7 protein-coding genes are annotated in these 13,507 nt (G+C 74.8%); all 7 read left to right on the top strand.

What is annotated here, in order from left to right; genetic code table 11:
• Positions 1-57 precede the first annotated feature (57 nt).
• The 7 genes from ACFVFR_RS14280 to ACFVFR_RS14250 all read left to right on the top strand — a co-directional run bounded on the left by ACFVFR_RS14280 (position 58) and on the right by ACFVFR_RS14250 (position 13,368).
• Entirely contained in the window at positions 58-2,286 is a 2,229-nt protein-coding gene (locus tag ACFVFR_RS14280) for an MMPL family transporter (protein WP_383701090.1), read from the top strand.
• A 263-nt stretch (positions 2,287-2,549) separates the two neighbouring features.
• On the top strand, positions 2,550-4,427 hold the full coding sequence (locus ACFVFR_RS14275; protein ID WP_383701087.1) for a class I adenylate-forming enzyme family protein: 1,878 nt from the start codon (positions 2,550-2,552) through the stop codon (positions 4,425-4,427).
• Positions 4,428-4,432: 5 nt separating this feature from the next.
• Positions 4,433-6,070 (top strand): FAD-dependent monooxygenase, encoded by a 1,638-nt coding sequence (locus ACFVFR_RS14270; RefSeq protein WP_383701085.1) that lies wholly within the window; start codon positions 4,433-4,435, stop codon positions 6,068-6,070.
• A gap of 56 nt (positions 6,071-6,126) precedes the next feature.
• Positions 6,127-8,349 carry an anthranilate synthase component I gene (locus ACFVFR_RS14265; RefSeq protein ID WP_383701082.1) on the top strand — a complete coding sequence of 741 codons (2,223 nt, stop codon included), beginning with the start codon at positions 6,127-6,129 and terminating at the stop codon, positions 8,347-8,349.
• A 157-nt stretch (positions 8,350-8,506) separates the two neighbouring features.
• The gene (locus ACFVFR_RS14260) at positions 8,507-10,513 is read left to right on the top strand and encodes an FAD/NAD(P)-binding protein (protein ID WP_383701080.1); all 2,007 of its coding nucleotides are present in this window, start codon (positions 8,507-8,509) and stop codon (positions 10,511-10,513) included.
• 93 nt (positions 10,514-10,606) lie between these two features.
• A complete protein-coding gene (pcaB, locus tag ACFVFR_RS14255) occupies positions 10,607-12,103 on the top strand; it encodes a 3-carboxy-cis,cis-muconate cycloisomerase (RefSeq protein WP_383701077.1) in 1,497 nt (498 codons plus the stop codon).
• A complete protein-coding gene (locus ACFVFR_RS14250; protein ID WP_383701074.1) occupies positions 12,100-13,368 on the top strand; it encodes an acyltransferase family protein in 1,269 nt (422 codons plus the stop codon). Before pcaB ends, ACFVFR_RS14250 begins: the two co-directional genes overlap by 4 nt.
• Positions 13,369-13,507: the final 139 nt, after the last annotated feature.

Here is a 13,507-nt window from a genome sequence, read left to right as displayed (position 1 = left end):
CCCCTTCTCGGCGGAACCGAATCGGCCGGTTCCGAAAGCTCCACACTGGAGGATCTGATGTTCAACAGGCTGGCGGCGCTGGGGACCGACCGCAGAAAGCTGGTGCTCGTTTTGTGCCTGCTTTTCTGCGTGGTCGCCGGAGGCTTGGGCGGCAGCGTTTCGAGCAAGTTGTCGTCGGGTGGATACGAGGTGCCGGACGCGGAGTCGACCCGGGCGAGCAAGGCGCTGACCGACCGCTTCGGCACCGGCGAGCCCAACCTGGTGCTGCTGGTGCGAACCCCCGGGGGAGCGGACCGGGCCGAGACCGCCCGCAAGGGCGCGGAGCTCACCCGCAAGCTCGGCGCCGAGCCCGGCGTCCAGTCGGCCGGCTCCTACTGGACCCTGGGCAAGGACCCCGCGCTACGCGCCGAGAAGTCCGACTCCGCGCTGGTCCTGGCCCATCTGAAGGGTGACGAGGACACGGTCGAGGACCACCTGGAGAAGCTGCTCCCGCACTACGAGGACGGCTTCGACGGCCTGGAGATCCTCTTCGGCGGCCGGGCCGAGGCGTACCGGGAACTGAACGTCCAGACCCAGGACGACCTGCTGCTGGCCGAGACGATCATTTTGCCGATCACGCTGCTGCTGCTGATTCTGGTCTTCCGTGGCGTCATCGCCGCGCTGTTGCCTCTGGCGCTCGGAATTGTCGCCATTATCGGCGCGATGCTGGTGTTGCGGATTCTCGTCTCGTTCACCGATGTCTCGGTGTTCGCGATGAATATGACCACGGGACTCGGACTCGGTCTCGGTATCGATTACAGCCTCTTTGTGGTCAGCCGCTACCGCGAGGAACTCCGAAAAGGCGTGACGGTCGAGGAAGCGGTCGCCACCAGCATCGAAACCGCCGGTCGTACGGTGCTCTACTCGGCCATCACCGTCATTCTGTCGCTTTCGGCGCTGCTGTTGTTCCCGATGTACTTCCTGCGGTCCTTCGCCTACGCCGGAATCGCCGTCGTCGCGTTCGCCGCGCTGGCCACGCTGGTGATGCTGCCGGCCCTGCTGGCCGTCATCGGGCCGCGCGTCAACACGTGGTCGTGGAGCAAGCGGAGGACCAGGGCGGTCGAGGACGGCTTCTGGCACACGGTCGCCACCCGGGTGATGCGCCGCCCGATCCCCTTCGCCACCGGCGTCGTGGTCGTCCTCCTCGTCCTCGGCGGCCCGTTCCTCGGCATCAGCTTCAACCTCGCCGACGAGCGCACGCTCCCCCAGGACGCCGAGGCGCACCGGGTCAACACCACGCTCGCGCGGGACTACGCGGCCCACGAGATGGAGCCGGTCATGGTCGTCGCCGAGGGACTCGGCGACCCCGCCGACAAGCGCTCCGAGATAGCCGACTACGCCACCGCGCTCTCCCGGCTCGACAACATCGCCCGGGTGGACGCGCTGACCGGCTCGTACGCCAAGGGCCGCCAGGTCAGCCAGGCGAGCGCCACCTCCCAGCGCTACGCGGGCGAGGACGGCACCTGGATCTCGGTGGTGCCCTCCGTCGGGTCCTACGGCGACGCGGGCCAGGACGTGGTGCGCGACGTGCGCGCCACCGACGCCCCCTTCGACGTCCAGGTGGGCGGCACCGGGCCGGCCTTCCGCGACACGATGGACTCGCTGGGCGACCGCCTGCCCTACGCCGTCGCGCTGATCGCCCTGTCCACCTTCGTCCTGCTCTTCCTGCTCACCGGCAGCGTCCTGGTCCCGATCAAGGCCCTGGTACTCAACCTGCTGAGCCTGACGGCCACCTTCGGCGCCATGGTCTGGATCTTCCAGGACGGGCATCTCCAGTGGCTGGTGGGGGACTTCACGGTCACCGGCGGCATCGTCGCCACCACCCCGATCATGATGTTCTGCGTGGCGTTCGGCCTCTCCATGGACTACGAGGTCTTCCTCCTCTCGCGCATCAAGGAGGAGTACGACGCCACGGGCGACAACACCCGCTCGGTGGCGCTGGGCCTGGAGCGTACCGGCGGCATCGTCACCGCCGCGGCCGTGCTCATCGCGGTGGTCTTCCTGTCCTTCGTGGTCTCGGGCATCACGTACATGAAGATCCTGGGCCTGGGCATGGCACTGGCCGTCCTGATGGACGCCACCCTGGTCAGAGGCGTGCTCGTGCCGGCCTTCATGCGGCTGGCCGGCAGGTGGAACTGGTGGGCACCGGCCCCGCTGGCCCGCGTGCACCGGCGCCTTGGGCTCAGCGAGGGCGGCGAGGCCGCCCCGGACCCGGCCCGCGCCACCGACGCGGAGGCCAGCCGGTAGCCCACGGGGCGCCGGCGCGTAGCCCACGGGGCGCCGGCGCGCCCACGGCGGCGGGGCCCGACCAGACCCACGGGCTCCGCCGCCCGCCCACACCACCACCCGTACCGAGCGCCACCGCACCAGCGCACCACACGAGGGGAAGCCGTGACCGACCAGCCCACACCGGTTCACCGACCGCCGCTGGACTTCGTCGACCCGCCGGAACCGCTCGCCGCCGGCGCCCGCGCCACGGGCCGGACCACCGCCGGCGGGGAGGCCCCCTGATGTGGATGGCCCACTTCGTCCGCCGCCACCGCTACCAGCGCCCCGACGCGCCGGCGGTGGTGGACGGCGCGCGCGAGCTGAGCTGGCGCGCGCTGGACGAGCGCACCGACGCGCTGGCCAGCGCCCTCCTGGACCGGGGCGTGCGGCGCGGCGACCGGATCGTGGTCAGCTCCCCCAACCGGGCCGAGGTGCTGGAGGTCTACCTCGCGGCGGGCAAGGCGGGCGTGATCGTGTGCCCCGTCAACCACACCTTCCCCGCGCCCGAGGCCCGGCACATCGTCGCCAACGTCGAGCCGGTGGGTGTCTTCGCCGAACAGGCCGTCCTGGACCGGCTCGACCCCGCGTTCGGCGACGGCTGGCGGGTACCGCTGGACTCGCCCGCGTACGAGACCATGGCCACCGGGCGCGTACGGCCGCTGGCGATGCCCCGCCAGGACGACGTCTACGCCGTCCTGCACACCTCCGCCACCACCGGCCGCGCCAAGGGCGTCACCGTCACCCACCGCTCCCTGTCCGCCTGCTACACCGGCATGGCCGCCGAACTGGGCCTTGGCCCCGACGACGTGATGGTCCACCCGTGCCCGCTCTTCCACGGCAGCATGGTCATCGGGCTGGCCGTGCTGGCCGCCGGCGGCACGCTGGTCCTGGAGCGCGGGTTCACCCCGCAGCGCTTCCTGGCGGACGTGGCCCGCCACCGCGCCACCCGCGCCTTCCTGGTCCCCGCCATGGTCCGCTTCGCGCTGCGCACCCGGGCGTTCGCGGCCTCGGACCTGTCCAGCCTCACCGACGTCATGTTCGGCGGCGCGCCCATGCCCGACGAGGTGCTGCGCGAGGGCCTGGAGCGCTTCCCCTCCCCCTTCCGCAGCATCTACGGCATCACCGAGGGCGGCGGCCCCGTCGCCACCATGCTCTTCGACCGCTCCTACCTGAGCGAGCCGGCCGCCGTCGACGAGTTGCGGCTGCGCGCGGCCGGCCGGATGCTGCCCGGCGCGCACATCGAGATCCAGGGCCCGAGCGGCCAGCGGATGCCGCCGGGCGAGATCGGCGAGCTGTGCGTGCGTGGCGACGGGCGGATGGTCGGCTACTGGCGCGACGAGGCCGCCACCGCCGAGGTGGTACGCGACGGCTGGCTGCGAACCGGCGACGTCGCCTACGCCGACCCCGACGGCTATCTCTACCTGGTGGACCGGCTCGGCGACGTCCTCATCCGGGGCGGTCAGAACGTGTACCCGGCCGAGGTCGAGCGGGTGCTGGCGGCCCAGCCCGGGGTGCGGGACGTGGCCGTGGTGGGCGAGGCGTCACCGGAGTGGGGCGAGGTGCCCGTCGCGTTCGTCGCGGCCGACGAGCCGGCGCCCCGGGCGGCCACGCTGCTGACGGCCTGCGTGAGCGAACTGGCCAGCTACAAGCGCCCGGTGCGCGTCGTGTTCGTCCCCGAGGTGCCGCGCGGCACCGCGGGCAAGGTGCTCCGCCGGGTGCTGCGCGAACAGCTCACCAGGCGGCCCGACCCCGAACCAGACCCACCACCGACCGCTGGCCCACCACCCGTGGCCGCCGCGCCACCGACCGCCGCGCCGCCACCGGCCGGGGCACGCGGGCCCGTCGCCGGGGCGTCACCCGTCGCGCCACCCACGGCCCCGGCCACGGCCCCGGCCCGTACCGAGGTCGGCCCGGCGACGGACCGGGGCGCGGGCCCTGCCAGGCTGACCGACGGCGCGGACACCACCGCGCCGACCGACGGCGCGCGCGCCACCGCGTCGGCCGGCCCGGCGGACACCGCCGCGCCGGCCGGCCCCAAGGCGCCGACCGACGCCGTACCGCACACCAACGGGAGCGGCGAGGCGAACACCCCGCCCGCCGCCCCGGCCAAGGGGGAATGAGGACGATGCGAGTCGCATGTGTGGGCGCCGGACCCGGCGGGCTGATGCTCGCCCTGTTGCTGCGCCGGCTGGGCGACCACGAGGTGGACGTCTTCGAACGCAGCCCGGCCGACGCCACGTTCGGCTTCGGCGTGGTCTTCTCCCGACTGAGCCTGGCCCGGCTGCGACAGGCCGCCCCTGACGTGGTCGCCGCCCTCCTCGACCAGGGTGCCCGCTGGGAGGACGTGGAGGTCCGCCGCGCGGGCCGGGCCGTACGTTCCTCCGGGCACGGCTTCGCCGCCGTGGAGCGGCGCGCGCTGCTGCTGAGCCTGCAGAAGCTGGCCCGCGAGTCCGGCGCCCGCCTGCACTACCGCACCGAGGCCGACGCCGTCGACCTCCTGGAACGCTACGACGTGGTGGTCGCCGCCGACGGCGCCGGCAGCCGCACCCGCGCCGCCCAGGCCGAGCACTGGGGCGCCCGCCAGGTCACCGGCGCCAGCCGGTACGCCTGGTTCGGCGTGGAGCGCGCCTTCGACGCGATGACCTTCCTGTTCGCCGACGGCGGCCACGGCCCCGTCGGCGCGCACGTCTACCCCTACACCCGGGACAGGTCCACCTTCCTGGTGGAGATCAGTGCCGAGACCTTCGCCGCCGGCGGCTTCGTCGACGGCCACACGCGGCCGCCGGGCTGGAACGACGAACAGGCCATGGCGTACTGCGCCACGGTCTTCGCCGACGACCTGGCGGGCGCGCGGCTGATCGGCAACGGCTCGCGCTGGCTGACGTTCTCGCACGTCGACGCCGACCGCTGGTCGCACGGGCGCCTGGTCGGCATCGGCGATGCCGTGCACACCGCGCACTTCTCGGTCGGCTCCGGCACCACCATGGCCCTGGAGGACGCCACCGAACTCGCCCGCCGCCTGCACGACGCGTCCGGGACCGGCCTGGCGGAGGCCCTCGCCGGCTACGAGCGGGCCCGCCGACCGATCGTGGCGGGCATCCAACGGGCGGCGTGGGCCAGCCGGCGGATGTGGGAGCACCAGGAGGAGCACGCCGACCTCGACGTCGGCACGCTGATGCTGCGCCTGCTCAGCCGCAGCGGGCAGTCCCCGGCCGATCTGCTGCTGCGCCTGGACAAGGGCCTGGCCGAGCGCTGCGGGCACCCGTGGACCGCCAGGCCCACCGAGCCGGTGCCGGCCCTGGTGGCCGTGGGCGAGCCGGCCGACCCGGGCGACGTCGTGCTCGTCGGCGTGGACGACCCCGTCGCCCCGTCGCCCGACGCCGCCACCGTCGTGGTCGAACTGGGCGACGACCAGGACCCGTTGGCCGAGGCCGAGACCCGGGTGCGCGCCGCGCGCGCGGCGGCGCCCGGCGCCCGGGTCGGTGTGCTGGTGCGGGCCACCGCGCCCGCCGACGCGCCGGTGGCCGCCGCCGTCGCGCGGGTGGTCGAGCTGGCGCGCGAGGTGGAGCTGGACGTGGTGGCCGTCGCCCCGGGCGAGGGCGAGGCGGCCGACAACCGCGCCGCCCAGATGGCGCTCGCCGAACGGGTCCGCGCGGCCACCGCCGGGCCCGTCGCCTACGCCTGCCCGCCGGCGGAGCTCAGCCAGGGCTGGACCCATGTGCAGTCCGCTCGGGCGGACCTCCTCTGGACCACCACCGCGTGACCCGGTGACCGTCGTGGGGTGCCCGCGCGGCACCCGGGCTTGAAAGGAGCCGGGAGATGACCCTGCTGGAAGCCGCCCAGCCGGCCGCCGACCGGGCGGGCGAGACCACGCGGTGGACCACGCCCGCCGGTGTGGAGATCGTGCGCACCACCGAGCACGTCGGCAGCGCGAGCGCCATCCGCGGCGTCCTGGAGGAGGGGCTGTGCCAGCGCCGTGGCCTGCTCCAGTTCCGCGAGGGCGACCGGGCGATCGGCTACCTCGACCCGCCCGTCGAGGTCACCGCCTCCGGCGCGCGGGTCACCTTCCGGGCCCTGGGCGAACGCGGCCGACTGCTGCTGCCGGTGCTCGGCGCGCTGCTGGCCACGGCGCCGTCGCTGACCGACGTCAGCGACGGCGAGGACAGCGTGCGCGCGCGGGGCACGCCGCCGGCCGGGCTGTTCGCCGAGGAGGACCGCACCCGCCAGGTCGGCGTCTTCGCGGCCGTCCGGGCCCTGGTCGAGGGTCTGGCGGGCCCGGACCCGCTGCTGGGCCTGTACGGCGCGTTCGGCTACGACCTGATCTTCCAGGTCGACCCGATGGAGCGGCACCAGCGGCGTACGCCCGGCGAGCGGGACATGGTGCTGCACCTGCCGGACGCGCTGTACGAGCTGGACCTGCACAGCGACGAGGCGTGGCGGCACGCGTACGAGTTCCGGACGCCGGGCGGCGCCACCGACGGCCTCGAACGCGCCACGCCCGCCTGCGCGTTCACCCCGGGCCGCCGCCCGGCCCGGGAGCGGGACCTGGAGGTGGGCGAGTACGCGCGGGTGGTGGACGCGGCCATGCCGCTCTTCCGCTCCGGGGCCCTGTTCGAGGCCGTCCCCGGTCAGGTCTTCCGGCGCGCGGTCGACAGCGACCCGGCCGCGCTCTTCCGCCGGCTGCGGCACACCAACCCGACCCCGCACAGCCTGCTGATGAACCTGGCCGACGGGGAGTTCCTGATCGGCGCCTCGCCCGAGATGTTCGTCCGGGTCCGCCGCGACCTGGGCGCCGAGGGCCCGCGCGTGCTGGTCGAGTCCTCGCCCATCAGCGGCACCATCCGGCGCGGCGGCGACGCGCTGGAGGACGCCGAGCACATCCGGACGCTGCTCAACTCGGCCAAGGACGAGAACGAGCTGACGATGTGCACGGACGTGGACCGCAACGACAAGTCCCGGGTGTGCGTGCCGGGCACCGTACGCGTCACCGCCCGACGCCGCATCGCGATGTACTCCAGCCTCATCCACACCGTCGACCACGTGGAGGGCGAACTGCGGCCGGGTCTTGACGCGTTGGACGCCCTGATGGCGCACCTGTGGGCGGTCACCGTCACCGGCGCGCCCAAGCTGGCGGCGGTCGAGTTCATCGAGCGGCACGAGCGCTCGCCGCGCCGCTGGTACGGCGGCGCGGTCGGCCGGGTCGGCTTCGACGGCTGCCTGGAGACGGCCCTGACCCTGCGGACCATCGAACTGCGCGACGGGGTGGCCACCGTACGGGTGGGCGCCACGCTGCTCCACGACTCGCGGCCACAGGACGAGGAGCAGGAGACCGAACTGGGGGCCAGGGCGCTCCTTGAGGTCCTGGAGGAGGGCGTGGAGCGGCCGGCGGCCGGCCGGGCGCACGTGCGCGAGGCGCCGGGCGCGGGCCGCGACGTCCTGATCGTCGACCACCGCGACTCGTTCGTGCACTGCCTGGCCGGCTACCTCCGCGAGACCGGCGCCCGGGTGCGCACCTACCGCAGCGGCGGCCACCTGCCCCTGCTCGGGGAGCAGCGGCCCGATCTGGTCGTGCTCTCACCCGGCCCCGGCACCCCCTCCGACTTCGCCACCGCCGCGACGCTGGCCGAGGCCGAACGCCTGGGCATCCCCGTCTTCGGGGTCTGCCTGGGCCTCCAGGGCCTGGTGGAGTACTTCGGCGGACGGCTGGCCACGCTGCCCGCGCCCGTGCACGGCAAGCGCTCGCGCATCCTGCGCACCACCACCGACTCGCTGCTGCTGGACGGGCTGCCGCCGGCGTTCGAGGCGGGCCGCTACCACTCGCTGTACGCGGTGCCCGAACTGCTGCCCGAGCAGCTCAAGGTGACCGCGACCACCGAGGAGGGGCGGGTGGCGATGGCGGTGGAGATGCCCGCCCGCGGCTTCGCCGCCGTGCAGTTCCACCCGGAGTCGATCCTGACCGTGGCCGGGCACACCGGCCGGACCGTCATCGCCAACGCCGTGACCCACCTGATGCGGCGTACGCCGCGCGGGGCCGGCCGATGAGCGACCCCGTCCCCGCGCGCCCCCACCGGCCGGCCCGTGCCGACCGCCCGCGCCTGTCACCCGAGCACCACCGGTGTTCAGGCCCCTCCCCACTCCCATAGCGTTCCACCGGCACCTTCCGCCAGCACCTTCACCTCTATTCGCAGGACGGACGCGCATGACCTCCAGGCAGCAAGCCGTGTGCGTAGTAGGCGCGGGGCCACGTGGCCTCTCCGTGCTAGAGCGCCTCTGCGCCGCCGCACGCGAAACGTTTCGCGGCACCCGACTCCACATCCACCTCGTCGACCCCTTCCCGCCCGGGCCCGGCCGCGTCTGGCGCGTGGACCAGTCCCGGCAGTTGCTGATGAACACCGTCGCGGGGCAGATATCCCTGTTCACCGACGACAGTGTCGAGCTCGCCGGCCCGCTCGAACCCGGCCCGAGCCTGTACCAGTGGGCCCGCTCGCTGCTGGCCCCCGGCGGCGAGCGGGACCTCGGCGAGGGAGCCCACCGCGCGGCCGCCCTCGCCGAGGCGCGCGAGCTGGGCCCCGACTCGTACCCCACCCGCGCCTTCTACGGCCAGTACCTGACCTGGGTCTACCAGCGGATCGTGGCCACCGCCCCGGCCACGGTGACCATCACCGCGCACGCCACGCGCGCGGTGGCCCTGGACGACCAGGGCACGCGACCCGTCGCCGGGGGGCCGCCGCAACAGGTCACCCTGGCCGACGGCACCGTGCTCGGTGACCTCGACGCCGTGGTGCTCGCCCTGGGCCACCTGCCCGCCGACGCCGGCGCGGGGGAGCGCGCGATCGCCGAGCGGGCCCGGGAGCACGGCCTGACCTACCTGGCCCCGGCCAACCCGGCCGATGTGGACCTGGGCGCGATCGGCCCCGGCGAACCGGTGCTGCTGCGCGGCCTTGGACTCAACTACTTCGACTACCAGGCCCTGTTCACCGCCGGCCGTGGCGGCGTCTTCGCCCGCGAGGCGGGACGCCTGGTCTACCGCCCCTCGGGCCGCGAGCCGCTGCTGTACGCCGGGTCCCGCCGGGGCGTCCCGTACCAGGCGCGCGGCGAGAACGAGAAGGGCCCGCACGGCCGGCACGAGCCGCTGCTGCTCACGCCGGAGAGGATCGCCGCGCTGCGCGGCGGGCCCACCGGCGCCCTGGGCGCGGACTTCCGCGTCCAGGTGTGGCCGCTGGTGGCCAAGGAGACCGAGACCGTCTACTACAGCGCCCTGCTCGCCGGGCGCGGCCGGGCCGCCGACATCGAGGGCTTCCGCAAGGAGTACCTGGACCGGCCCTGGGGCAGCGCCGAGGAGTCCCAGGTCCTGGACGCCTACGGGCTGACCGGCGCCGACCGCTGGGACTGGGAGGGCCTGGCCCACCCCTACCGCGACCAGGAGTTCACCGACCCGGACCACTTCACGCGTTGGCTGCTGGAGCACCTGCGCACCGACCTGGAGCAGGCCCGGCTGGGCAACGTCAGCGGCCCGCACAAGGCCGCCCTGGACGTCCTGCGCGACCTGCGCAACGAGATCCGACTCGTGGTCGACCACGGCGGGCTGCACGGCGACAGCCACCGCGACGACCTGGACCGCTGGTACACCCCGCTCAACGCCTACCTCTCCATCGGCCCGCCGGCCCGCCGCACCGAGGAGATGGTGGCGCTCATCGAGGCCGGGGTGCTGCGCGTGCTCGGCCCGGCCCTGCGCGTGGACGTCACCGCGGACGGCTACCGCGCCAGCTCGCCCCACGTCCCGCACTCCACGGTGCGCGCGCGCACCCTCGTCGAGGCCCGGCTGCCCGACATCACCCTGCGCCGCACCGGTGACGCGCTGCTGCGCCATCTCCAGGACAGCGGCCAGTGCCGCGCGCACCGCGTCGCCCGGCGGGACGGCGGCTGGTACGAGACCGACGGCCTGGCCGTCACCGCCCGCCCCTTCCACCTGCTGGACGCGGCCGACCGCGCGCACCCGCGCCGCTTCGCCTTCGGCGTGCCCACCGAGGCCGTGCACTGGGTGACCGCGGCCGGTATCAGACCCGGCGTCGGATCGGTGACCCTCACCGACTCCGACGCCATCGCCCTGGCGGCCCTCGCCCTGGTCGCCGGGGCGGCGCCCGACACGGAGCCGGCCCAGCCGGCCCAGCCGACCGAGCCCGACCTGACCGAGAGCGCGGCCTAGCCACCGCCACGGACGGCCCGCGCGGGCACCGGAGCCCGACCAGCCCGCCGGGCCGCCCAGTTCACGAGCCCACGAGAGGACGCGTAAGACGAGATGACAGCCCACCGTAGGGAACCCGCCGGGGCACTGGACGCGGGACTGCTGTCCCCGGTCAGAGCGGCCACGCCCGTCGAAGCGGAGGTCGACGACCAGGCGTGGCTGCGCGCCATGATCGAGGCCGAGGTCGCCCTGGCCCGCGCCCAGGCGCGCCTTGGCACGGTCCCGACGGAGGCGGCCGAGACCATCGCCGCCGTCGGCGCCGACGCCGAACTCGACCTGGTGGCCCTGGCCCACGCCGCGCGCGAGACCGCCAACCCCGTCGTCGGCTTCGTCCAGGCGCTGACCGCGGCCGTCGCCGACCGGGACGCGCTGGCGGCCGACTACGTCCACCGGGGCTCCACCAGCCAGGACGTGCTGGACACCGCGGCCATGCTGGTCACCCGGCGCGCGGTGGGCCTGATGCTGGCCGACCTGGCGCGCTGCTCGGCCGCGCTGGAGCGGCTGGCGCGCGAGCACCGGGACACCCCGATGGCCGGCCGCACCCTGACCCTGCACGCGGTCCCGACCACCTTCGGCCTCAAGGCGGCCGGCTGGCTCGACCTGGTCCGCCAGGCCACCCACCGGCTGCGCGCCCTGGAGGCGTCCCTGCCGGTGGAGCTCGGCGGCGCCGCCGGCACCTTGGCCGGCTACCTGGAGTACGCCGGCCACGGCGACACCGGCGACGGGACGGACCGCCAGGAGCGACGGGAGCGGGCCGCCGCGTACACCGAGGCCCTGATCGCCGCCTACGCCGACGAACTGGGCCTGGCCGTACCGCTGTTGCCCTGGCACGTGCTGCGCACCCCGCTGGCCGACATCGCGGCGGCCACCTCGTTCCTGGCCGGCGCGCTCGGCAAGATCGCCGTGGACGTGCAGTCGCTGGCCCGCACCGAGGTCGGCGAGGTCAGCGAGCCGGGCCCGGCCGGGCGCGGCGCCTCCTCGGCCATGCCCCACAAGCGCAACCCGGTCCTGGCCACCCTCGTGCGCTCGGCCGCCCTCCAACTGCCGCAACAGGCCGCCGGGTTGTACGCCTGCATGCTCACCGAGGACGAACGCTCGGGCGGCGCCTGGCACGCCGAGTGGCAGCCGCTGCGTGAGTGCCTACGCCTGGCGGGCGGCGCCACGCACACCGCCGCCGAACTCCTGGCGGGCCTGGAGCCGCACCCCGCGCGCATGCGGGCCAACCTCGACCTGACCGGCGGCCAGATCGTCTCCGAGCGGGTGGCCGCCGTCCTGACCCCTCAGCTCGGCAAGGCACGGGCCAAGGCGCTGCTGGGCGCCGCCGCCCGGACCGCCGCCGAGCGCGGCCTCGGGCTCGGCGAGGTCCTCGCCGGCCTGCCCGAGATCACCGCCCACCTCACCGAGGAGGAGATCCGCGCGCTGCTCGACCCCGCCCGCTACACCGGGGCGGCGGCGGCTCTCACCGACCGGGCCCTGCGGGCGCCGGACCGGGGCACCACCGACACACCGGCCCGGCCAGACGCCGGGCCGCGAGGGAGCGCCACACCATGACCCCCACCCCCCACCACCCGTCCCGCCTGCCGTCGCTGACCGGCCTGCGCTTCGTCGCCGCGCTGATGGTCTTCGCCTTCCACGTCGCGTGGGAGCGCTTCTTCCGCGACCCCGGAGTACAGGGCGACTACGCCGACGTCGTGAACAAGGCCGGCTGGATCGGCGTCTCGTTCTTCTTCGTGCTCAGCGGGTTCGTCCTGGCCTGGTCGCGCCGTGCGGGGGACACCGCGCCCCGGTTCTGGCGCCGCCGCCTGGCCAAGGTCTACCCGGGCCACCTGGTGACCGCGCTGGTGGCCTTCTGGCTCATCTCGCGCACCGACGGCGCGCTGGCCGCCGCCGGCACGGTCGACGCCGACGAGGCGCTCACCAACCTGCTGCTCGTCCACTCCTGGTGGCCCGAGTACGACATCTTCCTCAGCGGCAACGCCGTCAGCTGGTCGCTCGCCTGCGAGATGTTCTTCTACCTGGCCTTCCCGCTGCTGTGGTGGGGCGTCTCCCGGGTCCGCGCCGCGCACCTGTGGCCCTGCGTGGCGGTGGTGACCGCCGCGATCATCTGCGTGCCGCTGGTGGCCAGGCTGGTCACGGCCGAGCCGGTGATGACGCTCCCCGACGGCGTCGCGAGCCTCAAGCAGTACTGGTTCGTCTACGTCTTCCCGCCCGCGCGCGCCCTGGAGTTCGTCCTCGGCATGCTGCTGGCCCGGGTGGTGGCCGAGGGCAGGTGGTTCCGGCTGCCGCTGGTCGTGCCGATCGCGCTGTTCGGCGTCGGCTACTACCTGGCCTCGCAGGAGGTCCCCTACCTGTACAGCCTGGTGGCGGCCACCATCGTCCCGATCGCGCTGCTGATCCCGGCCGCCGCCGACGCGGACGTGCGCGGTGGCGGGAGCTGGTTCGCCAGCGGGCCGATGGTCTGGCTCGGCGAGCGCTCGTTCGCCTTCTACCTCGTACACCTGCTGGTGCTGCTGTACGGCCACGACTGGATCGGCCGTGGCAGGAACTGGGACACCGGCCAGGCCGTCCTCGTCATCCTCGGCTTCCTGCTGGTCAGCCTGGCGCTGTCGGCCGTGCTCCACGCGCTGGTGGAAAAGCCCGGCACGCGCTGGCTCAGCGGCTCCCGCCCCCGGCCGGCCCCCCAGGGCGACGCCGGCACGCGGCCGAACGCCACCGGGGACGCGGCCCCGACGCCGGACGCGGCCCCCGCGCCAGGCGTGGCCGGCACCCCGCGGGCCACGGGCCACAGCGACGAGCGGGTCCCCAGCACGACCTGACCGCCCGGCTCGCCCCCGGCCCGCTGGCCCGGCCCCATCAGCCCCGCGCCCGCGCCGTGGCGGGCGCGGGCCCGTCGACCGGCGCCGCGCGGGGGGGGGCGGCCCGCGGGGCGGGCCCCCCCCCGCGGGATAAAAAAAA

It is taken from the genome of Streptomyces sp. NPDC057702 (genome assembly GCF_042799315.1).
Taxonomy (GTDB): domain Bacteria; phylum Actinomycetota; class Actinomycetes; order Streptomycetales; family Streptomycetaceae; genus Streptomyces.
This window is presented reverse-complemented; position numbering and strand designations above follow the sequence as displayed.